Annotated in this window: 14 protein-coding genes; 12 read left to right on the plus strand and 2 right to left on the minus strand. The window is 52.8% G+C overall.

All coding sequences use genetic code 11. The features are described from left to right. The first annotated feature begins 39 nt into the window (after window positions 1-39). From ACXLHR_RS14740 to ACXLHR_RS14770, 7 genes are all read left to right on the plus strand, one after another. Window positions 40-1,215 (plus strand): COG4223 family protein, encoded by a 1,176-nt coding sequence (locus ACXLHR_RS14740; protein WP_458792145.1) that lies wholly within the window; start codon window positions 40-42, stop codon window positions 1,213-1,215. An 11-nt stretch (window positions 1,216-1,226) separates the two neighbouring features. Further along, window positions 1,227-2,672: a heme biosynthesis HemY N-terminal domain-containing protein gene (locus ACXLHR_RS14745; RefSeq protein ID WP_458792146.1), complete on the plus strand. Its 1,446-nt coding sequence runs from the start codon at window positions 1,227-1,229 to the stop codon at window positions 2,670-2,672. Window positions 2,673-2,882: 210 nt separating this feature from the next. Then, window positions 2,883-4,268: a 4-aminobutyrate--2-oxoglutarate transaminase gene (gabT, locus tag ACXLHR_RS14750; protein ID WP_458792147.1), complete on the plus strand. Its 1,386-nt coding sequence runs from the start codon at window positions 2,883-2,885 to the stop codon at window positions 4,266-4,268. 176 nt (window positions 4,269-4,444) lie between these two features. Further along, window positions 4,445-5,416 carry a carbon-nitrogen hydrolase family protein gene (locus ACXLHR_RS14755; RefSeq protein WP_458792148.1) on the plus strand — a complete coding sequence of 324 codons (972 nt, stop codon included), beginning with the start codon at window positions 4,445-4,447 and terminating at the stop codon, window positions 5,414-5,416. Window positions 5,417-5,480: 64 nt separating this feature from the next. Continuing rightward, window positions 5,481-8,234 (plus strand): aminotransferase class I/II-fold pyridoxal phosphate-dependent enzyme, encoded by a 2,754-nt coding sequence (locus tag ACXLHR_RS14760; protein WP_458792149.1) that lies wholly within the window; start codon window positions 5,481-5,483, stop codon window positions 8,232-8,234. Between the two features lie 18 nt (window positions 8,235-8,252). Continuing rightward, on the plus strand, window positions 8,253-9,710 hold the full coding sequence (locus ACXLHR_RS14765) for a biotin carboxylase (protein WP_458792150.1): 1,458 nt from the start codon (window positions 8,253-8,255) through the stop codon (window positions 9,708-9,710). An 8-nt stretch (window positions 9,711-9,718) separates the two neighbouring features. Continuing rightward, a complete protein-coding gene (locus tag ACXLHR_RS14770) occupies window positions 9,719-10,690 on the plus strand; it encodes a C45 family autoproteolytic acyltransferase/hydolase (RefSeq protein ID WP_458792151.1) in 972 nt (323 codons plus the stop codon). 222 nt (window positions 10,691-10,912) lie between these two features. Here the strand turns inward: ACXLHR_RS14770 and ACXLHR_RS14775 are convergent, their stop codons facing one another. Beyond that, complete coding sequence (locus ACXLHR_RS14775; protein WP_458792152.1) at window positions 10,913-11,884, minus strand: hypothetical protein; 972 nt, start codon at window positions 11,882-11,884, stop codon at window positions 10,913-10,915. A 222-nt stretch (window positions 11,885-12,106) separates the two neighbouring features. Continuing rightward, window positions 12,107-14,275, minus strand: coding sequence for a catalase/peroxidase HPI (gene katG, locus ACXLHR_RS14780; protein ID WP_458792153.1), 2,169 nt, complete (start codon window positions 14,273-14,275; stop codon window positions 12,107-12,109). 94 nt (window positions 14,276-14,369) lie between these two features. Between katG and ACXLHR_RS14785 the strand changes: the two genes are divergently transcribed. The 5 genes from ACXLHR_RS14785 to fdhF all read left to right on the plus strand — a co-directional run bounded on the left by ACXLHR_RS14785 (window position 14,370) and on the right by fdhF (window position 24,846). Beyond that, window positions 14,370-15,275, plus strand: a complete 906-nt coding sequence (locus tag ACXLHR_RS14785) for a LysR substrate-binding domain-containing protein (protein ID WP_458792154.1) — start codon at window positions 14,370-14,372, stop codon at window positions 15,273-15,275. A gap of 89 nt (window positions 15,276-15,364) precedes the next feature. After that, window positions 15,365-16,828, plus strand: a complete 1,464-nt coding sequence (locus tag ACXLHR_RS14790) for an efflux RND transporter periplasmic adaptor subunit (RefSeq protein ID WP_458792155.1) — start codon at window positions 15,365-15,367, stop codon at window positions 16,826-16,828. Between the two features lie 3 nt (window positions 16,829-16,831). Then, window positions 16,832-20,209, plus strand: coding sequence for an efflux RND transporter permease subunit (locus ACXLHR_RS14795; protein ID WP_458792156.1), 3,378 nt, complete (start codon window positions 16,832-16,834; stop codon window positions 20,207-20,209). Between the two features lie 150 nt (window positions 20,210-20,359). After that, the gene (locus ACXLHR_RS14800; RefSeq protein WP_458792157.1) at window positions 20,360-22,045 is read left to right on the plus strand and encodes an NAD(P)H-dependent oxidoreductase subunit E; all 1,686 of its coding nucleotides are present in this window, start codon (window positions 20,360-20,362) and stop codon (window positions 22,043-22,045) included. Next, window positions 22,045-24,846 (plus strand): formate dehydrogenase subunit alpha, encoded by a 2,802-nt coding sequence (gene fdhF / locus ACXLHR_RS14805; protein ID WP_458792158.1) that lies wholly within the window; start codon window positions 22,045-22,047, stop codon window positions 24,844-24,846. Before ACXLHR_RS14800 ends, fdhF begins: the two co-directional genes overlap by 1 nt. Window positions 24,847-24,923: the final 77 nt, after the last annotated feature.

The following is a 24,923-nucleotide window of genomic DNA, read 5'->3' on the forward strand; positions in this document are numbered from 1 at the left end:
CCTGACGTTTAACGGGCAAAGTGTTGAAAGGGTTTGAACGTGGCAAAACAACCAGCCAAGGGTGGTAAGCCCCATGCGAAATCTAAGGTACAAGCGCCTAAAAATATGGACGTAACTCCAGAGCTCGACACGGTTGAGGGCAGTGTGCCTACTGCCGAGCACGAGGAGCCTAAGGTCACACCACGTTCTGAATCGGAGGTCGTGGATACGACGACTGTGGAGGAACCAGTAGTCGAAGTGAGATCGGAAACTTCTATTCCTCCTGTAAAAGAGCCGGAAAAGAAAAAAGTGTCAGTTATACCCGCTATCTTTGGCGGCCTTGTTGCAGGCGCAATCGGATTCGGTGCCGCATATTTGGTATTGCCACAACCGGATATGCTGTTGCCTGATCGCGTTTCGGCACAAGGCGCAGAGATTGCTGGGCTGCGTGATCGTTTGGATACGTTGCCGACGGTTGATTTATCGGGGGTTGAGGGCGCGCAAGCCGAAACGGTAAATGCGGTTCAGGCGCTGGATGATCGAATCACCGGACTGGAGACGACTTTCGCCGACTTAAGGAGTCGTGCTGGCGATGCAGGGTCATTGGCAAATGCAACTTATGCCCAAGAGTTGGACGCTCTGCGTTCCGAGATGGAAGACCTGCGTGGGACCGCTGTCGCGGAGTTGAGTGCTGCGCGAGATGCTGCTGCGTCAATCGAGGCGAATGCGGAAAAGGCGGCTTTGGCTGCTGCGGGCCGTGCTGCATTGTCGCGCATTGATGGTGGGCTTGAGACCGGAGCGCCGCTTGGGGCGGCACTTGATGATTTATCCGCTGCAATTGGCGGTGATGTGCCTTCCGAGCTGACGGCTGTGCGCGATGGAGTGCCAACACTTGCGTCATTACAGGCATCTTTCCCTGACTATGCTCGCGCCGCACTGGCAACCGCGCGTAGAGAGGGTGCGGCTGGTGAAGTTGAAGGCGGGTTTACAGCGTTTTTGCGCGATCAGCTGGATGTGCGGTCTGTCGCGCCAAAAGACGGTGACGGCGCCGATGCTGTTTTGTCGCGTGCAGAGGCTGCTTTGAGGCAAGGTCGTTTGACCGATACGCTAGCCGAAGTCAGTGCACTGCCGGAGGTCGCGCGCGCTGAATTGATCGAGTGGCAGGGTTTGGCGGAGGCCCGCGCGGATGCGCTGGCTGCTGCTGCGACCCTCGCTACATCACTTAACGATAATTAGAGGCGCCGCAGATGTTATTTTCATTGATTAAGATTTTGCTATTCGTTGCTGTCGTGATTGCGGTCACTTTCGGTGCAACCCAATTGCTGGAAGTTGCGGGCGGGGCAACGATTGCCATTGCTGGTATCGAGCTGACGCTTTCGCCGCTGCAACTGACCTTTGCGATGGTCGTTTTAGTGGTTGCTGTTTGGTTGGGCTTGAAGTTGCTCAAGTTTTTGGTTGCAGCGTTTAAGTTTCTCAATGGCGACGAAACTGCTATTTCCAGATATTTTGATCGTAACCGTGAGAAAAAGGGGTACGAGGCATTGGCGGAAGGCATGATGGCGCTTGCGTCTGGCGAGGGTCATTTGGCGATGAGTAAGGCTCAACGTGCCGAGAAGCTGTTGAAGCAACCGCAGTTGACTAATTTACTGACCGCTCAGGCTGCTGAGATGACCGGCGATAGCCGCACCGCCGAGGCGACGTATAAAAAACTGCTGGATAATGATAAAACTCGCTTTGTCGGTGTGCGCGGCATTATGAAGCAAAAGCTGGCGGCAGGTGATACCGAAACCGCGCTCAAGCTTGCCGAGAAAGCGTTTGCGTTAAAGCCTAAACACGAAGAAACACAGGATGTTTTGTTAAAGCTGCAGGCCGAGAAGGCCGATTGGAAAGGGGCCCGCACGACATTGGGTGCCAAATTGAAATCGGGGTCGTTACCGCGTGATGTTCACAAGCGTCGTGATGCGGTTTTGGCATTATCCGAGGCCAAGGATATTATGGATGAAGGAAGTTCAATCGAGGCTCGCGAGGCGGCAATTGAAGCGAACCGTCTATCCCCTGATTTAATCCCTGCCTCTGTAATGGCTGCGCGTGGATATATTGCGGCGGGCAATGCGCGTTATGCGTCGCGTGTTTTGACGAAAACCTGGGCGGCGACACCACATCCTGATATTGCTGCCGCGTTTGCGGCAATCGTTCCTGACGAAACACCGCAGGCGCGCCTGAAGCGGTTTAATGCGTTGATCAAGCAGCAGCCGGACCATGCAGAAACGAAGATGCTTTTGGCTGAATTGAATATTTCGGCCGAAGATTTCCCTGCCGCGAAGCGAGCGCTTGGGGGGGTGGTTGAGACTGATCCGACCTCTCGCAGTTTGACATTAATGGCTGCAATCGAGCGCGGCATGGGTGCAGACGACATAGTAGTGCGTGGCTGGCTGACCCGTGCATTGACTGCGCCGCGCGGTCCGCAGTGGATTTGCGAAAAGTGTCAGACAATTCATGCAACGTGGGGGCCGACCTGTGGAAATTGCGGTTCGTTTGATACGCTTGCATGGAAGACCCCAGCAACGGGTGAAATTGCGATGCCGGCGGGCACTGAAATGCTACCACTTATTGTAGGGCAGATTACCGATCAGACCGAAAATGATGCGGATGTGGTAGAGGCCGAAGTTATCGACATGACACAGGAGAAGTGACGGCGTGAGAGGTGCGCCGTGCCTCACGTGACACAGTTGTGAACAAAATAAGCTAGTTCTTGCTGGCGATTGGTGGTTTCATTACGAAATTACCGCATGTCTGACCGAGTAGGGGAATACGCGTTGACAGGTGAACTGGAGGCAGTATGAGAAATTTAATGGTTTCAGGGTAACCGCGCCTTGCACATCTAAGTATTGGGAGTCACTAGAATGACAAATTCAGCGAAAAAGAAATCACGCAAGACGGCTGGCACCAAGAAGAATGCACCGGATATTGCGATCGTACCGGATTATGTCGCGCCGAGCCTGACAAACGCCTCTTTGATCGCGCGCCGTGACGCTGCTGTTCCGCGCGGTGTTGCCTCTGCGACGGCGATTTTTGCGGATCACGCCGAGAACGCCGAGTTGTGGGATGTTGAAGGCAATCGCTATATCGATTTTGCAGGCGGGATTGCGGTTCTGAACACTGGCCACCGTCACCCCAGTGTAATCGCCGCGGCCAAAGCACAAGAAGATCATTATACGCATACCAGTTTTCAGGTTGTGCCATACGAGCCGTATATTGCGCTTGCTGAAAAATTGAATTCACTGGCTCCTGGCGACCATGCGAAAAAATCTCTTTTAGTCACGACAGGTGCAGAAGCTGTCGAAAACGCGGTCAAGATTGCGCGTGCGGCCACGGGTCGTGCGGGTGTGATTGCGTTTACGGGGGGCTATCACGGCCGCACGCTTTTGACGCTCGGAATGACCGGTAAAGTTGCGCCTTATAAGAAAGATGTGGGTCCGTTTCCTGCCGAAATCTATCGCGCGCCGTTCCCTAGTGTGCGTGACGGTATTTCCGTGCAGGATGCCTTGACTGGTTTGCAAAACCTGTTCCTGACTGACGCAGCGCCGGAGCGGGTTGCAGCAATCATTATCGAGCCGGTTTTGGGTGAGGGCGGCTATACGCCTGTGCCGTTCGAGATGATGCATGCGCTACGCACAATTTGTGACGAGCATGGCATTATGTTGATAGCAGATGAAATCCAATCCGGATTTGGCCGAGCAGGCAAATGGTTTGCAATTGAGCATTCGGGTGTTGTGCCTGACCTGATTACTGTCGCAAAATCGATGGCTGGCGGCTATCCGATCGCGGGCGTAATTGGTCGTGCCGAGGTGATGGATGCTGTGATCCCTGGTGGATTGGGCGGTACATACGGCGGCAATCCGGTGGCTTGTGCCGCTGCATTTGCTGCAATCGAGGCAATTGAAGAAGAAGGATTGCTTGCTCGCTCTCTTGAGATGGGCGAAACCTTCCGCGCACGTTTTGCCGAGATTGGCGCGCGTGTTGCGCCGTTCCGTATGTGGGATATTCGTGGTTTGGGCGCAATGCTGGCGGTTGAATTTGTCACCGATTTTGACAGCGCTGCGCCAGATGCGGCCTTGAATAAAGCGCTAATTTCGCAGGCATTAAAGCGTGGTTTGATTTTGCTGGGCTGTGGTATGCACGGAAATGCGCTGCGCTTGATGGTGCCACTCACTGCGTCCGACGAGATTATCGAAGAAGGCTTGGCGATCTTCGAAGCGTCCTTGATTGCTGCACTCGCGGAAGTTTAAACACCTATGAGACGGGCAAGCTGGACTGCTTGCCCGTTGAAACCGGTACTCGCAATATATTGTGGTATGATCGGTAAATTGTCGCCTCCGCTTGCATGGTATGGGCGTTATGGAAATTTCGTAGAGCGACAATAAGCCCGATGTGGGCAACTCTGCATTCACGGAGACCGAAGAGCATGACACCTTTCGCAATTGCCGGCGTCCAAATGTACGTCAACGCCTTGCACCCTAACGTCGAGGGGATGATGCAGCGGCTTGATGTCTTGATGCTGCGGTTTCCTTGGACGCAGATGGTGCTGTTTTCAGAATTATCGCCGTTTGGTCCGCTTGAGAAATTTCAGCTGCCTCAGGAAAATGAGGTGATCGAGAGGTTTTGTGCGGCGGCGCGGCGTCACAAGATTTGGTTGATCCCCGGTTCGATGTTTTTGACGCATCCGGAGGACGGACGGATTTACAATACATCGCTTGTGATCAATCCGGATGGAGAGATTATTCGTCGCTATGCCAAAATGTTCCCGTTCTTACCCTATGAGGCGGGTGTCGCTGCCGGCACGGAGTTTTGCGTTTTTGATGTGCCTGATGTCGGTCGCTTCGGTTTGTCGATTTGCTACGATATGTGGTTCCCTGAGACAACGCGCCAGTTGACCAGCCAAGGTGTCGAGGTGCTTTTGCATCCGGTTTTGACCGGCACGACGGATCGAGATGCAGAGCTCGCAATTGCCCGCGCGACCGCCGCGCAATTCCAGTGTTATGTCTTTGACGTCAATGGCTTGGGATCGGGTGGTATTGGTAAATCTTGTGTTGTTGACCCCACGTCACTGGTCTTGCACCAGTCTGGCGGGCAAGAGGACATGTTCCCAATTGAGGTTGACTTGTCCGTGGTCCGTCGCCAACGTGAGACAGGGATGAAAGGTCTTGGGCAAGTTCTGAAAAGCTTCAGGGATCGTTCTGTTGATTTCGACGTCTATGACCGCAATAGTGGCACGGATGACTATCTAAAGCGGCTTGGTCCGCTCGCAATTCCGACACAGGGTTCACGCGCTGGTTTGTTCGTCGAGGAGCCTGCGAGCGTTGAAGAGGGGATAGGGCTGATGTCGTCGCCTGACACTGACAAGTTCCCTTATCTGGGCAAAACGACTGGCGGCTAAACCACGTGGGACTTACAGGTCCAATGTTCGTGATGAAGCCCAATACATAACGGGAGAACGAACATTGGATTCGGTCAGCGATTACTACTCCGCAACGCAACTTCGCACCGATAGGTGGAGTACGTTGCGCGAGGTGACGGGATCACTTGCGCGCAATGTGCCTACGAAAATTTCTGCTAATGAGCGTGCAAAAGCAGAAGAGCTTTTCGAGTCGCTCTCGCTGATCGAGCCTTATTGGGCCTTTCCTGGCATGGCTGCATTTGAGCACATGCGTCGCCAGTTAGAGCATAACAGTTTCGAAGATCTGGCGTTTTCAGTTCACCGCGTGACGCGGGCTTTAACGACTGGTGCATATCGTCGTCGCCGTATTCCGTTAGAGCGTGATACTGCCGATAAAGAAGAACATGACGACGAGGCACTGTTGTCACCGGAAGCCCGCGCGATGACAAAGCCTTACTTTGAGGTTTTGATCGTCGATAGTGTCAGCGAACAGCAAGAACGCTGGCTTAAGGCCAATGTTGCCCGTATGCGCCGGACTGAGGACCCGTTTATCTATGAAGCCGTGGTTGTTCCGAGTCTTGAAGACGCGCTGATTGCAGTTCTGTTTAATCACAATATCCAAGCGATTGTTGTCCGCCCCGGCCTGACTCTGAAATCGGAATTCGATAATGTTATTCTACACAAGTATTTGAACCGCGCAGGGTCGCAAGAAGACATTGATGGGACCTCGCCAGAAAACCTCGGGCCCGAATTGTGCCGCTTGATCCAGCGCGTGCGCCCCGAACTAGACGCTTATCTGGTTACTGATCGCTCTGTGGAAGACATTGCTGGGCTAGATTTGGGAATTTGCCGTCGCGTTTTCTATAATCAAGAAGATTTCATGGAGTTACATCTCAACATCATTCGCGGTGTTGAAGCGCGTAACAACACACCATTTTTCACCGCGCTTGTGAATTATTCAAAGCAGCCGACTGGCGTGTTTCATGCGATGCCGATTAGTCGTGGGAAATCGATCACGCGCAGTCACTGGATTCAGGACATGGGTGCGTTTTATGGACCTAACATTTTTCTTGCTGAAACCTCGGCGACGTCGGGCGGGCTGGATAGCCTACTAGAACCGCACGGCCCGATTAAAGAAGCACAAGAGTTAGCCAGTCGCGCGTTTGGATCCAAGCAGACATTTTTCGCGACGAATGGCACGTCGACTTGTAACAAAATCGTCGTGCAGGCGCTGGTTCGTCCGGGTGATATCGTTCTGGTGGACCGCGATTGCCACAAATCGCACCACTACGGCATGGTCCTTGCGGGAGCGGAAGTTGTTTATCTCGATAGTTATCCGCTGAACGAGTATTCGATGTATGGCGCGGTTCCGTTGCGTGAAATCAAGCAGCAGTTATTAGAGCTGAAGGCAGCAGGAAAACTGGACCGTGTTCGTATGCTTTTGCTGACGAACTGTACGTTCGACGGTATTGTTTATAACGTAGAGCGCGTCATGGAAGAATGTCTCGCCATTAAACCAGATCTGGTATTTTTATGGGACGAGGCATGGTTTGCTTTTGCCCGTTTTAGTCCGACGTATCGTCAACGGACTGCGATGCGCACGGCCAATAACTTACGCAAACGGTTTCGGACCGACGACCATGCAGCGGCCTACGACGCGCAGCAAAAAGAACTTGAGGGCGCGTCGGATGAGGTATGGTTAAATACCCGATTGATAGCCTCGCCGGCTTCGCGCGTTCGGGTCTATGCTACTCAATCAACGCATAAAACTTTGACGTCGTTGCGCCAGGGGTCGATGATTCACGTCAGCGATCAGGACTTTAAGGGTGAGGTCGAACAGTCGTTCCACGAAGCCTATATGACCCACACGTCAACTTCGCCAAACTATCAGATCATTGCATCTTTGGATGTTGGCCGCCGTCAGGTTGAACTTGAAGGGTTCGAGTTTGTACAGCGCCAAATCGAGGCGGCAATGTCTATGCGCCGTGCGATTAGTAAACACCCGCAGCTACAAAAGTATTTCAAGGTGCTGACAGCTGGCGATATGATCCCCGACGCTCATCGCCAAAGCGGTGTGACCACGTATTTCGACAACGAGCAGGGTTGGACGGATATGTGGGATTGCTGGGAGCAGGACGAATTTGTTCTCGACCCAACGCGTGTCACCTTGTCAGTTGGCGGCACGGGATGGGACGGGGATACATTCAAGACCGCCATTCTGATGGATCGTTACGGTATCCAGATTAATAAAACTTCGCGCAATACAGTTCTGTTTATGACCAATATAGGCACCACGCGGTCTTCCGTTGCGTATTTGATTGAGGTCTTGGTCGAAATTGCAAACGAGTTGGATGATCTTTTGGATGATGCGTCCAAAATGGAGAGGTTGTCGTTTGATCGAAGGGTCAAAAACCTGACAGAGAATTACCCACCACTACCTGATTTTAGTCGGTTCCACGATGCATTCAGGCCAGATCATGTGACGCCGGAGGGTGATATTCGCACCGCTTATTACCTAAGCTATGACGACACGAATTGCGATTACTTTGAACTTGACGGTTCACTTAAAATGAAACTTGAGGCGGGAGAAGAGGTGGTTTCCGCCAGCTTTATCATTCCATATCCACCGGGTTTTCCAATCTTGGTCCCAGGCCAAGTCATCAGCCCTGAAATCCTCGCGTTTATGCGTGCGTTGGATGTTAGTGAAATCCACGGCTACCGGGCAGATTTGGGTTTACGGGTGTTCACCCCCGAAGCGCTCGCTGCTTTGCCGCTTGCGAATAAGATAAAACCAAAAGCAAAGATTGAAAAGAAATAGGGAAGGGACACCAAAAAAATGGCAACTGTACTTAGAAATATCTCTGAAATCAGACGGTTTTTTCATCGCAACGAAGATCCGATTTACTTTATTTCAGCGACCAACTTTAATCTGTTGGGACTTGATGAGTGGGTCAAAAACTTTAAATATATTTGCTATATTGATTGTTACGGTGGCAAACACCCAAACGTATTTTGTCCTTCCGAGCAGCCGCATGCAGAATTTCAATCTATCGAAGACATTAACAATTACCTGTTGCAGCACAAAGAGGTTATCGACTTTATCAAGCGTCGTGGCGGCAAGCCCAAGTTTGTGTTTCTCATGTTCGACGAAGAGACCGAGAGATTGTCCAAAGAGTTGGGTGCAGAGGTTTGGTTCCCAAAGGCCAAGTTGCGCACGAGCATGGACAATAAGATCGAGACTGTTCGCATCGGCAATAAGGCGGGTGTGCCTTCGGTGCCGAACGTCTTGGCCGAGGTCAAATCTTATGGCGGTCTGAAGGCGATTTGCGAAAAAGCGGGTATCGGGCACGATGTTGTCCTGCAATCCGCTTTTGGAGATAGTGGCCACACAACGTTCTTTATTAACTCTGAATCTGATTTCCGTCGTCACGAGCATGAAATCGTCGACGAAGGTGAAATCAAGATCATGAAGCGGATCGATTGTCGTGGCTCTGCGATTGAGGCATGTGCGACCAAAGAGGGCACAATTGTTGGCCCGCTGATGACAGAGTTGGTGGGGTTCAAAGACCTGACACCCTATCGTGGTGGTTGGTGCGGAAATGAAATTCTCTCCACGGCATTCCCGCCAAAGGTGCGTCAGCGGGCTCGTGAATTGACTTTCAAATTTGGTGAGCAGCTTCGCAAAGAAGGATATCGTGGTTACTTTGAGCTCGACTTCTTGATCGACAAAAAGACCAACGAGATTTGGTTAGGGGAATTGAATCCGCGGATCACTGGTGCGTCGTCAATGACAAATCATGCAGCTTTTGCTCATGCTGATGCGCCATTGTTCTTGTTCCACTTGCTTGAGTTTTCGAAAAAGAAATTCGAATTGGATACGACCGAGTTGAACAACCGTTGGGCTAATCCCGACATGATCGATAGCTGGTCGCAGATGGTGATTAAACATACAGCAGATTCTGTGGACATTTGCACGCAATCACCTGAGACTGGCATCTATAAGATGTTGGATGATGGTCGCGTCGTGTTCGACCGATTTGATTACCACCGTCGTGCGGTCGAATCCGAAAACGAAGCATTCTTCCTGCGTATTCTGCAACCTGGCGATTACCGTTATGAAGGAGCCGACATTGGTATTCTTGTGACGCGCGGCAGATCCATGACCAAAAGTTTCCAGCTGAATGATCGGGCAAAGAAATGGATTCACGGCATTAAGCGATCGGTTGAAGGTCAGCCATTGGCCGTTGCAAATGCGGGGCCTACGTCAGAGGAACTCGCGTTTAAGTTGATGTAAGGGCAGAGATGTATTGGCGAGCAGTTAGTGAGGATTTGCCCGGCCCTAAATGGGCCGGGCTTTTCAATGAGTATTGGCCTCATTATCAGCGCTGGTGGCTAAAAGAAGGCAACGCTGCGCGACCAAGTTATCTGGAGTGTAGACGTGCGCTCAAAGAACATATGCCCGAGATTGTCCCACTCTATGATGAGTTGTGCGAAGTCGCTGGTGGTGGTGATCAGGCAGCGAGATTTCTTTCATTCTATTGTCCTCCGCCTTACTTGTCGGGGTGCAGTCAGGCAATCTGGCATGGTAAAGAGCCCGTCATGGTGCGGAATTACGACTATAATCCAAACGCATTTGATAGCCTGACATTGCGAACGGCGTGGCAGGGGCGGCAGGTGATCGGCACGTCAGACGGTTTATTTGGTCTCGTGGACGGAATGAATGATGCAGGACTTGCGATCTCTCTGACCTTTGGTGGACGGCGAATTGTCGGCAAAGGCTTTGGGGTACCGCTGATACTGCGCTATATTTTACAAACCTGCATAACGGCAGACGAAGCGGGCGAAGTTCTGGCTCGGATGCCGACCCATATGGCGTATAATGTCACCGTTTTGGACAGAAAGAGAAAATATCTGACCGCGATGCTAGCTCCAGATCGACCTGCGATTATCACGCGCGCGGCTGTTGCAACCAACCATCAGGAAAGCATTGATTGGGTCAGTCACGCCCGTGCAACGGCCACAGTCGAGCGTGAGCGGTATTTGCTTCAGCGGTTAACCCTACACCGTGATCCGCAAGAAAAATTTATCGGCGCATTTTTACGTCCGCCCCTTTATTCGACCGCATTCCGGGCAGGGTTCGGCACGCTATATACAGCCATTTATCGCCCCAGAAGAGGCGAGATGGAAATACGCTGGCCGGGAACGACATGGGTGCAAAACTTTGGCACGTTCCATGAAGGGGGGCGCCATGTTGAAATACCCGAAGTCACCTGATTGATTTAGGTAACGCTACTTTATGATCTGCTATACTCGGGTGTGTTGGCGACCTTCTCACCAAGGGTGGACTTTGTTGGAAACACCCGCCGAAGCCTTCAACGAAGGATTCCCAGATGAAGCCGCATTAAATCGCAAAATTATCCGCTCTTTGCTGGGCGGACTCTACAAAAAATTGAAGGATTTTAGGGGCTCTGCTCAATCAGATCGAGCGCGCCGCTGCTACCTACGATTAGACAAAAGCCACGCGATAGATAGACCGATTACCGCGATGAAAAACGGTAATACGGTATAAATAACGCGGTAGATTGCAATGGCCGCAAGGGCATCCGACCGCCCAACCGCGCCTAAACCTGCGATCAACGTAGCTTCAAAGACGCCCAATCCTCCAGGTGAATGGCTGATGATGCCTAGCCAAAACGCAGCGGCAAAAATCACAAGAAAGTAGACGAAGTTCTGCGAAAGGTCTGCTGGCATCAAGAAATAGAGCGTTGCTGCCATTGCAACGATGTCAATCATCGAAACTGCGGTGAGTTTGAGCCCGTCTTTTGCGGCAGGAACCTCCATATTGATCGGTCCCGCCTGCACGCTTTTAGGGCCGTTACGTGTCCACCAAAAGAAGAGGCCGAGGGAGGTTATCATTAACGTACCGATAAGTTGTTCACTGCCCTGAAAAATGGTAAAAAGTTGCGAAACACCGGTCGGGCGCAGTAACATTAGTAAACCGAGCAAGGCCCACAGGCCACCGGTAAATGCCACCCATGAGATGGCAATCAACTTGGCGATTGCTGAAATTTTTACTCCAAACGCCGAGTAAACACGAAGCCTAACCGCGGCACCCGTCACCCACGTAAACCCTAACATGTTTGAAACTGCCATGCTTGATCCAGCGGTCATCAATTGAATATGCACCGGTAATTTTATCGGCGTCACGCTTGGCATGATGAGGATATCATACATCGAAAAGGACAGATAGCTGACCATCATTGCGACTAAAGAGGCGAGCAATAACCGCGCTGGATAGGTCATTGCATCATAAATTACGTCATTAAAATCAATATCTTGAGACATCGAATGCAGCACCCAGAATGCGGCTGATGCAACAAGAATTGGTAGGAGTAAATGGCATGCGGGGTGTTTGAAAATTCTCGCGATCACATTGCCATTGGTGTCGATCTGATCGGCAGATGGCATAGATGTATCCTTGCGTTTAGTCCGTCACAGTAGGTGGTTTTGAACTACCTTTTATCCATACAGTCCTGAACTCTTAAGAAGTGAACTTATCCTCAATAAAACCAAATTAGTCAAATTCAGTGTCCTGCCAGCAAAGCAGTCATATTTGGTCGACGGGTTTTAAGCGGGCTCAATCCCCCCCCCCCAACGTAATTGCGGTGTCGAGGGGGAGTTTTTGCGTACTTATGCGATGTCGAAACGGTCGAGGTTCATGACTTTCGTCCACGCAGCAACAAAGTCGGTCACGAACTTGCCTTGCGCGTCGTCGCTTGCATAAACTTCCGCAAGCGCACGCAGGATCGAGTTCGAGCCGAACACCAGATCAACAGATGTTGCCGACCATTTTGCCGCGCCGGTTTTACGGTCTGTGCCTTGATAGCTATTCTTGGACGTCGCGGTCCAAACAGTGCCCATATCCAGCAAGTTGCTGAAATAGTCATTGCTTAACGTGTCCACTTTGTCGGTAAATACGCCATTGTCGGACCCGTCAGTGTTTGCGCCAAGCATGCGCATTCCCCCAACAAGCACTGACATTTCAGGGCCGGTGAGTGTTAAAAGCTGGGCTTTATCCACCAACATTTCCGCAGGGGTCGCACGTACGGGCTTGCCGTGGAAGTTACGGAATCCGTCAGATTTCGGCTCAAGCCACGCATAGCTTTCCGCATCTGTTTGCTCTTGGCTTGCGTCGGTGCGACCGCTTGTGAATGGCACGGTGGCCGCATGGCCAGCGTTTTTCGCCGCTTGTTCTACTGCAGCAGACCCGCCAAGTACGATCAAATCAGCAAGTGAGACTTTATCAGCGCCGAACTCGGCTTGCACAGTCTCGATGGTTGTCAATGTAGCGGCCAATTCCGCTGGGTTATTCACAGCCCAATCTTTTGCAGGTTCAAGGCGAATGCGAGCGCCATTTGCACCACCGCGCTTGTCTGAACCACGGAAGGTCGCTGCAGAAGCCCAAGCTGTTTTCACCAGTGTCGCGATAGGGAGTGCCGCAAGCAATTTTGCCTTCAGCGTCGCAATATCCGCGTCTGAAAGCGGTGCTGCTGTTGATGTCGGCACCGGATCTTGCCACAACTCCGGTTGTGCAGGAACCAACTTGCCAAGGCCCAACTCATATGGACCCATATCGCGATGTGTCAGCTTGTACCATGCTTTTGCGAATGCTTCTGCGAACTCGGCTGGATTCTCGTGGTAGCGCTTGGAGATTTTTGCGTATGCAGGATCTTCGCGAAGGGCGAGGTCGGCAGTGGTCATCATTGGTGCGTGCGTACGGGAAGGGTCGTGCGCATCTGGCACTGTGCCTTCGCCGCCAATCGCAACCCACTGATGCGCGCCCGCAGGGCTTTTGACCAGCTTCCATTCAAAGCCAAACAACGTATCAAAATAGCTATTATCCCATGTGATCGGCGTTTTAGTCCAAGCGCCTTCGATGCCTGACGAAATGGTATCAACGCCGTTGCCTGTGCCCATAGCGTTCTGCCAGCCAAGCCCTTGCTGCTCAAGCGGTGCCCCTTCTGGCTCTGCGGTCACATACGCGACGGGATCGCCGGCGCCATGGCACTTACCAAAGGTATGACCGCCCGCAACGAGAGCAACAGTTTCTTCGTCGTTCATCGCCATGCGCATGAATGTATCCCGGATGTCATGAGCGGACAGTTTTGGATCAGGGTTGCCGTTTGGCCCCTCTGGGTTCACATAGATCAGGCCCATTTGCACGGCGCCCAATTCACCGATCATCTCGCGTTCGCCTTCATAGCGCTCGTCGCCTAACCATTCGGTTTCCGGACCCCAATAAATGTCTTCTTCTGGCTCCCAAATATCAACGCGGCCACCGGCAAAGCCCATGGTTTTAAAGCCCATCGATTCAAGTGCGACGTTCCCTGTGAGGATCATCAAGTCAGCCCAAGACAGCTTGCGGCCATATTTTGCTTTGATTGGCCAGATCAGACGGCGGGCTTTGTCCAGGCTGACGTTATCGGGCCATGAGTTAAGCGGAGCAAACCGCTGGCTACCAGATGTTGCACCTCCGCGACCGTCACCAACGCGATATGTGCCAGCAGAGTGCCACGCCATGCGGATAAAGAACGGGCCATAGTGACCGTAGTCAGCAGGCCACCACTCTTGGCTGTCGGTCATCAGCGCGTGTAAATCTGCGATCACGGCGTCCAGATCAAGCGTTTTGAACTCTTCGGCATAGTCAAAGTTGTCGCCCATCGGGTTTGACAGCGGCGTATTCTGGTGAAGCACTTTGAGATTCAATTGCTCTGGCCACCAATGGTGGTTACGTGATGCGCTTTTCGCGGACTCCGAGTGGCCTAATACGGGGCATTTACTGATATCGTTGCTGTCCATGGTGATCTCCAATCAAGTTCGAATTTGCTTCGACATACCAAACCATATCGATTAGTTAAGTTGAATAAACTGATAGTATTGATAAGTATAACTTATGCCCGACATCACACTGAAACATCTTCGCTATTTTGAAGCACTCGCGCTGCACTTGCATTTTGGAAATGCAGCGGACGTCTGTGCGATCACCCAACCTGCTTTATCAATGCAAATAAAAGAGCTCGAAGAAATAATAGGCGAGGCGCTGTTTGAGCGCAGCGCACGGCAGGTCCGCTTGACCGGCTTCGGTGTTGATTTTGGGTTGCGTGTACGAGATATCCTAAGAGGGGCAGATGATCTTGTTGAACTAGCGCGCGCCTCGGGGGATACGCTGACCGGGAAATTACGACTGGGTATTATTCCAACTGTTGCACCCTACTTATTGCCTAAGTTGATAGGTAACCTCCAAGTGAAGTATCCGAGTGCGGACTTGCGAGTCCGTGAAACGCTGACCCCCAAATTGATCGAAGAGGTTGGCAATGGAAAGTTGGACGCGGCTATTGTCGCCTTACCAATCGACGAGCCTTCGTTTGAAGAGGTGTCCTTGTTCGAGGAGGAATTTGTTCTGGTACGTCCGATTTCCGAAAGTGACAAACCGGTGCCTGCCCGCGATACATTGCGCGAGATGCGCTTGCTTTTGCTGGAAGAAGGGCATTGTTTTCGCGACCAAGCGCTATCATTTTGCAGCACACCCACCGCGCGACCATGGGAAGGGTTAGACGGCAGTTCGCTATCCACGCTTGTGCAAATGGTTGCGGCAAACATGGGCATTACGCTGCTACCCGAAATGGCTATCGCGGTAGAGTTGCGCGCAGCACCTGTTGCAATTTCGCGGTTTTCGGGTGTTCCGCCGTCACGCATGATCGGCATGATCTGGCGGAAATCTAACCCGCTGTCCGAGAGATTTGCAGAGATTGGTCGGGTTGTTACAGCGTCTGCGAAAGAAGGGCATAAAATACTGTAGGAAATTCAGACTGGCTACATATAATATATGCGCTAAATGTTGTATGCGGGCGAAATGTAATACTTGTCTTGGTCAAAAGGGGGCACAGCATGCGCTTTTTGCAACGTAGCCTCACCGGGCTATTCCTGATGTCTGCAACCTTAGCGCTTTTTGGTGTTGCTTTTTCTATGGTCAATTCTGCTATCCGCGCCCAAATGGCCGATGAGCCGCGTCAAAGACCTGCCACCGAACAAGTCCTAACCGTTAATGCGATTACCTTTGAGGCTACGACACTCACGCCCGAACTTTCGGTTTTTGGTGAAGTGCAAGCAAGGCGAACCCTTGATATAAGGCCATCTGCAACTGGGCGTGTCATCGAAATTTCGGACAGTTTTCAAAGTGGCGGTGTTGTTGAAAAGGGCGAAATCTTGCTGCGGCTTGATCCTAATGACGCGCAATCCGCACTGGATCGTGTGCGTGCCGATGTACGCGACGCCGAGGCAGAGACACGCGACGCGCAACGATCATTAGCTTTGGGGCAAGATGAATTTGACGCGGCTACCGAACAGGCTCGTCTACGTGAGGCTGCATTGGCTCGGCAAGTTGATCTGCGAGAACGTGGCGTTGGCACAACGGCTGCGGTGGAAAATGCCGAGCTTGCGGTGTCGGCAGCCAATCAAGCGGTACTGTCGAAGCGGCAATCTATCGCGCAATCGGAAGCACGGCTGGATATGGCAACGACGCGCGAACAGCGCATGCAGATCAACTTGTCCGAGGCGCGGCGTACGCTTGCTGACACCACTGTCATCGCGGACTTTGCGGGCATTCTGGCCGATACGTCAGTGGTCGAAGGGGGGCGCGTCACGGCAAACCAATTGGTTGCACAGTTAATTGACCTCAGCGAGCTAGAGGTCGCGTTTCGTGTCTCGACTGCACAACACGCCCGTCTGCTAGACGCAGAAGGGCGTTTAATTTCGGCACCAGCAACTGTGCGGTTAGATGTGTTGGGCGGTGATCTGACGACAACTGCCACAATTAGTCGTGAAGGCGCATCGGTTGCGGGAGGGCAGGTTGGCCGCTTGATCTTTGCCAGGATGGACTCATCTCCTGCATTTCGGCCCGGTGATTTTGTCACTCTGACCGTTGCCGAGCCGACGCTTGAACAGGTCGCTTTACTACCGTCGATGGCTCTTGGCGCGGATAACACAGTGCTTGTAATTGGTGATGACAACCGACTGACTGTTGCTGTGGTTGTTGTGTTGCGAAGGCAAGGCGACGCGGTGATCGTGCGCGCACCTGCACTGCATGGCGCCAGCATCGTCGCAGAAAGGTCGCCTATCCTTGGGGCAGGGATCAAGGTGAACCCATTGCGCGGTGCAGATGATGGAGTGGTTATTTCCGAAGCAGAGGCGATGGTCGTTTTGACGCCTGATCGCCGCGCTAAGCTCATTGCATTTGTTCAGTCAAATTCGCGCATGGCTGATGATGCCAAAGCACGGATTTTAACGCAATTAGAGGCGGATGAAGTGTCTGTCGAAACCGTGGAACGGCTTGAAACCCGTATGGGGGGCTAAGGAATGCGGCGTTCCGAGCAAGTTGGCGGAATTATCTCGTATTTCACGCGGCACAAAACGGCGGCAAATTTGTTGTTAGTGATATTGATCACGGCAGGTGTCATTGCATTTCCGCGAATGCGCGCGCAGTTTTTTCCCGATGTCGTTATCGATACGGTCACGGTTTCGGTTAGCTGGGACGGGGCAGGAGCTGGCGATATCGACCTTGCTGTTGTGCAGGTTCTCGAGCCTACATTGCTGTCGGTGCAGGGGGTTACTGATACAACGGCGACATCCACTGAGGGACGCGCAAGTGTGCGGCTTGAGTTTGAGCCAAACTGGGATATGGCGCGCGCTGCTGATGACGTGCAAAAGGCCGTCGATAGCGTCGGTAATCTGCCAGAAGCGGCCGATGATCCAACTGTCAGAAGAGGTCAGTGGTCTGACCGCGTGACTGATTTAGTGATCACAGGACCGGTCGGGGTAGACCAGCTGGCGCGCTTTGCTGACGAACTGATTGTGCGCTTGTTTGCGGCAGGCGTAACCCAAACAACAGTGCAAGGGATCGCGGCAGGCGAAATTATGATCGAGGTGCCATCGCAGGCGTTGATCAAGTACGACGTGACAATGGCTCAGATCGCGGATGCTGTCAGAGCAGAGGCGGATGCAAGTCCGGCAGGCGATGTATCAGGCGCCTCGCGCGTAAGAACCGGATCGCCCAAACGCACCGTTGAAGAGATCGCGAATATCGCGTTGCGCACCAATGATGATAATTCCATCTTGGCTGTGGGTGATGTGGCCCGCGTAACTGCAGGGGGAGTTGATCGTGACCGTTCATATTTCGTAGGCATGGATTCCGCAATCAAGATCCGCGTTGACCGGTCGGATCGGGGTGACGCAATCGACTTGCAGGAACGCACACAAGAGGTCGCGGACGCGTTCGAGTTGACGGTCCCGCAAGGCGTGTCAGTTGATCTGATCCGCACGCGCGCAGAACAGATTACGGGTCGGCTTAACATCTTGATGGAAAACGGCCTGATGGGGCTTACTTTGGTCGTGGGTCTGCTGTTTCTTTTCCTGAATGCACGGATTGCAATTTGGGTTGCGGCGGGCATTCCTGTGGCGATGCTGGCCGCGATTGCCCTGATGTATGCGGCGGGGCTGACGATCAATATGATATCGCTGTTTGCGCTGATTATTACCTTGGGCATCGTTGTTGATGATGCAATTGTCGTAGGTGAACATGCTGATTTTCGGGTGAGGAGGCTAGGCGAGGATCCGGTTACCGCTGCTGAAACCGCAGCAAGGCGTATGTTTTCACCGGTGTTTTCCGCCACATTGACGACCATCATTGCTTTCTTTGGTCTGGTCGCGATTGGGGGGCGATTTGGCAATTTAATCAGCGATATTCCTTTTACCGTGATCGTAGTGCTTGCCGCGAGTTTGGTAGAATGTTTCCTGATTTTGCCCAATCATATGGCTCATGCGTTGGCACATTCTCATAAAGAACACTGGTATGATGCGCCTAGCCGCTTTGTGAACAGTCGTTTCGATTGGTTTCGTGAAAAGGCGTTTCGCCCCTTTGTTGCGGCAGTGATTTGGGCGCGCTATCCCGTGTTTGCAGGTCTGATCGTATTGCTGAGCAGTCAGATCGTTTTGTTCATAAAGGGCGATGTAACATGGCGGTTCTTTAGCTCGCCAGAGCAAGGCTCTATCAGCGGTAATTTTGCAATGGCGGCGGGTGCTGACCGCGCCGATACAATTGCGATGATGCGGGAAATGCAGCGGGCCACCGAAGCCTTGGGCAAATCCTACGAAGAGCGTTTCGGCGCCAATCCGGTCGATTTCGTAATGGCTGAAATAGGCGGCAACGCAGGGCGCGGGATTGCCGGTGCAGATAGTAAAGATGCATCGTTACTGGGAGCGATTTCAATCGAATTGATCGATGCCGACCTGCGGCCCTATTCTAGCACAGCGTTTGTGGGTGAACTGCAAGAGTTGGTGATAAAACATCCGCTTGCAGAGACCGTCAGTTTTCGCAGTTGGGGCAGCGGGCCGGGCGGTGATGCGCTTGATATTCAGATTTCGGGGGCACGCTCAGAGACCCTAAAGGCGGCGGCTGAAGCGTTAAAGGTTATGCTAGCTCAATTCCCAGAGGCTTCAGCGCTAGAAGATAATCTTGCTTACGATAAAGAAGAATTGATTTTGCAATTGGCGCCGCAAGGGCACTCGCTTGGGTTCACCATTGACGCGCTGGGCCGGACCTTGCGCAATCGCTTGGGCGGGATCGAAGCGGCAAGTTATCCTGACGGCCCGCGCTCTGCGACGATCCGTGTGGAATTGCCCGCAGGTGAGTTGACCGCCGACTTCCTTGAACGGTCGATGATGCGCGCCAACGACGGCAGTTATGTGCCGCTCGCGGATATCGTATCGGTAGAACGTCGCACAGGTTTCTCAACAATCCGACGCGAGAATGGTGTTCTTCTCATTTCTGTCACTGGCGACTTGTCTGATGATGATGCGGCGCGGGCAGTTGAGATTATGGATATTGTCGAACAAACTATTTTGCCCAAGATCGAAGCCGACTTTGGGGTGCAAACGACGCTTTCCGGTCTGTCCGAGCAGTCCGACAGGTTCTTGAACGATGCACGTGACGGGTTGATTTTATGTCTGATCGGGATCTACCTGACTTTGGCATGGATTTTTTCGAGTTGGACGCGACCACTGGTCGTCATGGCGATAATTCCTTTCGGGCTGGTCGGAACAATTTACGGCCATTACCACTGGGGCGTCTCGATGAGCATTTTCTCGGTAGTGGGGATGATTGGCATGGTCGGGATCATCATAAACGATTCAATTGTCCTGGTAACCACAGTGGACGAATATGCCCAAGAGCGAGGGTTGATTCCGGCAATCATCGACGGAACATCGGACCGCTTGCGACCGGTATTACTGACAACATTGACCACCGTGCTTGGGCTGCTGCCGTTGCTCTATGAAGGGTCAAGTCAGGCGCAGTTCCTTAAACCTACGGTTATCACCTTGGTCTACGGACTTAGTTTTGGCATGGTGCTTGTCTTGATGATTGTGCCCGCGCTTATGGCAATGCAGGCAGACGTAAACCAGCAAATTAGTGCAGTGCGACGCGCGTTGAGCCATCCGCAGAAAAGTGGATTTGTTGGCGGCGCGACCGTATTCGGGGCACTTGGAATTGCAGCGCTGTTTGCCGCAACAATTGGCGCACAGATTATTCAGGGTGCGCCAATGTTTACGCTTGGAGAGACAGATATCACGATGACGGCTCTTACCTTCCTTGTCGGGGTTGCGGGGTTGTTGTTGATCACATTCGCGGTCGGTGCGGTGATGCGCCTAAATGCGGACCGAAAGAACAGCTCCAATTAGGAACGTTTGGGGGCGTAAAGGAAACGCTCAGACCATTTTTGCACACATTCGGAACGCAAGCTGATGCCCGAGTGTCGTATTTGCGCTGTCGTTAAAAGCAGCAGACAGCTAAACATTTGAATCAAGGGCGGAACTAAAGGATGTAAGGAAATGGCATTGGATGATCTCAAGGGCGTTTGGAAGTCGGGCAAGGGCAAGGGACGCCACACGACGAAAGGCCGCCAACTCGACGATACCGCCCATACAGAAGTTTGCGCGTTATTGGGCGACAAGCCGCGCCGCCGCGACCTTTTGATCGAGTACTTACACCTGATTCAAGACGCACACGGTTGCCTTTCCGCAACACATTTGCGCGCCTTGTCAGAAGAAATGCGCATGTCCCAAGCCGAAGTTTACGAGGTTGCCAGTTTTTACGCCCACTTTGATATTGTGAAAGAGGGCGAGGCGGCGCCACCGGCCCTGACTATCCGCGTTTGCGACAGTCTGTCGTGCGAATTGGCGGGCGCCCAAGAGTTGAGAAAAGCCTTGGAAGGCGGGTTGGATGCCAGCGAAGTCCGCGTTTTGCGTGCGCCATGTATGGGCCGTTGCGATACCGCGCCGGTGCTAGAATTGGGTCACGCGCATATAGACGAGGCCACCTTTGAAAAAGTTAAAGCAGCGATTGCGGGCGGCCACACTCACGCGACGATCCCCAACTACGAAAATTTTGGCGCTTACGTTGCAACTGGCGGTTATTCCGAGCTGACAGCGCTACGCACAAACGGCAATTGGGAAAATGTGCAGGCAAAAATTAAAGAAAGCGGGCTTCGCGGTCTTGGCGGCGCTGGCTTTCCGTCAGGCACCAAGTGGGGTTTTGTGCGGGCGAACGAGGGTACTCGTTACTTGGCCGTAAACGGTGACGAAGGCGAACCTGGTACATTCAAAGATCGCCACTATCTGGAACGCCATCCGCATCTGTTTCTTGAGGGCATGCTGATTGCTGCATGGGCGGTCGAGGCGGACAAGACGTTCATCTATATGCGCGATGAATATCCTGCCGTCCTGCACATTCTGGCCGTTGAAATCGCCAGACTGGAAGAGGCGGGCATTATCGAAAAGGGTTATATCGATCTGCGACGCGGGGCCGGCGCCTATATCTGCGGCGAAGAGTCTGCGATGATCGAAAGTATCGAAGGCAAGCGCGGTATTCCGCGCCATCGTCCGCCGTTTGTCGCGCAAGTTGGTATTTTTGGAAAACCTACACTGGTCCATAACGTCGAAACCCTGATGTGGGTTGCCAAGATCGTGCGAGAAGGCCCTGACGTTCTGAATAGTGTCGAAAAGAACGGGCGCACAGGTTTGCGCAGTTTCTCGGTGTCGGGTCGTGTCAAAAATGCGGGTATGTATCTTTTACCCGCGGGGTCTACCATTACCGATATTATTGAGGCTTGCGGCGGTATGGCGGATGGAGAGGTGTTCAAAGCTTACCAGCCGGGTGGGCCCTCTTCTGGTTTGCTTCCTGCATCCATGAATGACATTCCGCTAGATTTTGACACGCTACAACCGCACGGCACCTTTATCGGTTCCGCTGCAGTGGTCGTTCTCTCAGAGCGAGACCGTGCCCGCGATGCTGCCCTAAATATGCTGCGGTTCTTTGAAGACGAAAGTTGCGGGCAATGCACCCCTTGTCGTGTCGGTTGTGAAAAAGCGGTCAAGCTAATGCAAGCTGACACATGGGATCAGGCGCTTCTCACAGAACTTTCAACCGCGATGGTCGACGCCTCGATCTGCGGGTTAGGCCAAGCCGCCCCCAACCCGATCAAGATGGTCATGACCCATTTCAAGGATGAAATCTGATGTCAAAAGTTACATTTACACTTGATGGTAAATCGGTCGAGGCTGACGCAGGCATGACGATCTGGGAGGTTGCCAACGGACGTGGCTTGATTATTCCGCATCTCTGCCACAAACCTGAACCGGGCTACCGGTCTGATGGGAACTGCCGTGCCTGTATGGTCGCGATTGAAGGCGAGCGAACATTGGCCGCATCCTGCATTCGCGAACCTGCCGACGGCATGGTTGTGACCACAAGTCAGCCGCGTGAAGTGCAGGCGCGCAAAATGGTCATGGAAATGCTTTTGGCTGATCAACCGGCTCAAGAGACCGCACATGATAAATCTTCGCATCTTTGGGATATGGCTGATGCACAAGGTGCCACAACCAGCCGTTTTCCAAAATTAGAGACTGACTTCGTGCCGCTCCTCGATTCCTCGCATGTTGCTATGTCCGTCAATCTTGATGCGTGCATTCAGTGCGGGTTGTGCGTGCGCGCGTGTCGGGAGGTGCAGGTCAACGATGTAATTGGTATGGCGGGGCGCGGCCATAATGCCTATCCCGTTTTCGACATGGATGACCCAATGGGCGATAGCTCTTGCGTGGCGTGTGGCGAATGTGTGCAAGCTTGCCCAACGGGGGCCTTGATGCCTGCGACTGTCACTGACGAAAACCAGGTGGGTGATAGCGCAGATTTTGATAGCGAGACCAATAGTGTTTGCCCGTTTTGCGGCGTCGGTTGCCAAATTTCGCTTAAGGTCAAAGACGGTAAGGTCAAATTCGTCGAAGGTATCAACGGCCCCGCAAACGAAGGGCGACTGTGCGTTAAAGGACGTTTTGGGTTCGATTACATTCATCATGATCACCGCCTGACAAAACCGCTAATCCGCCGCGATGATGCCCCCGCAAAGGGGTTGAACGTGGATCCGGGGAATTACACCGAATTCTTCCGCGAAGCATCGTGGGACGAAGCCCTCGATTTCGCAGCAAAGGGCCTGTTGGACCTGAAGGCAGTCAATGGCGGCGCATCTGTTGCGGGCTTTGGCTCGGCAAAATGTACCAACGAGGAAGCATATCTATTCCAAAAGATGATCCGCCAAGGATTCGGACATAACAATGTCGACCACTGTACGCGTCTTTGCCATGCTTCATCTGTCGCAGCGCTGATGGAGAATGTAGGATCGGGCGCAGTAACCGCGACATTCAACGAGATCGTAAACGCCGATGTGGCGATTGTGATTGGTGCAAACCCGACCGAAAACCATCCAGTTGCAGCGACATATTTCAAGCAGTTTGCCAAACGTGGTGGCAAGTTAATTGTGATGGACCCGCGTGGGCAAGCGCTCAAACGCCACTCCTCGCACATGCTGCAATTCCGGCCCGGAGCAGATGTGTCGATGTTGAACGCGATTTGCCATGTCATCGTGGAAGAAGAGCTATATGACGCTGCCTATATTTCAAAGTTCACGGAAAATTGGGAAGCCGAAAAGGCCCATCTCGCCAACTTCACCCCTGAAAAAATGTCCGCAATTTGCGGCATCGAACCGGAAGTTTTGCGTGACGTGGCGCGCACATTTGCAGGCGCCAAGGCAGGTATGATTTTCTGGGGCATGGGCGTCAGTCAACACATCCACGGCACTGATAATTCGCGCTGTCTGATCAGTCTCGCCTTAATGACGGGCAACGTGGGTCGGTCTGGCACCGGTCTGCATCCACTTCGCGGCCAGAACAACGTGCAGGGTGCCTCTGATGCGGGGCTGATACCGATGTTCCTGCCTGACATGCAGTCCGTTGCTGACGATGGTGTTCGTTCGCGGTTTGCTGATGTCTGGGCGCGTGATTTAAACAGTGATGCGATCAACGAGCCGTTACTTGCGCAAAAAGGTCTGACCGTAACCGAGATTATGGATGCCGTGCATGACGGTGATATCCGCGGCATGTATATTTTGGGCGAAAACCCCGCGATGTCCGATCCTGATGTAGAACATGCGCGTGATGCGCTTGCAAAACTCCAACACCTGATTGTGCAAGACATATTTATAACTGAAACGGCCAACTACGCTGACGTAATTTTGCCTGCCTCAGCGTTTGCAGAAAAATCCGGCACTGTGACCAACACGAATCGTCAGGTCCAAATGGGCCGTCCGGCTGTTGCGCCGCCGGGTGAAGCGAAAGAAGATTGGTGGATTGAAGTGGAGCTAGCCAAACGCCTTGGGCTTGGCTGGACCTACACGCATCCTCGCGAAGTTTTTGCGGAAATGGCCGAATTGATGAAATCGTTTGAAAACATCAGTTGGGATCGTTTGGAACGGGAAGGCGCGGTGACCTATCCGTCGCTTTCTGCCACAGACCCCGGGCAGCCGATCGTATTCGCAGACGGATTTCCGCGTCAGGACGGGCGCGCAAAATTCACACCTGCGAATCTGATCGCCCCTGACGAAGCGCCAGATACCGAATACCCGATGATCCTGACCACTGGACGGCAGTTAGAGCATTGGCACACAGGGTCGATGACGCGGCGGTCAAAGGTGCTTGATGCAATGGAGCCGGAAGCAAACTGCTCGCTTCATCCTTCAACGCTGCGCAAGCTAGGCATCGAGCCGGGTGGCATGTTACGGTTGACGACGCGGCGTGGAACCATCGCCATTATGGCGCGGTCTGATCGTGCGGTTTCGCCTGATATGGTTTTCTTGCCGTTCGCTTTTGTCGAGGCAGCGGCGAATATCCTGACCAACCCTGCGGTTGATCCTTATGGTAAAATTCCCGAGTTTAAGTTCTCAGCGGTGCGCGTGGAAAAAGTGGATGATCGCGTTTCTTCAGAGTAAGTGCCAGCGCAACGGAAATTAGCCCTGCGACGCTTTGGCGCTAATGTCGGGGTGGTATGAGGTGGATTGCTGGGTTA

Source organism: Yoonia sp. MH D7 (genome assembly GCF_054439475.1).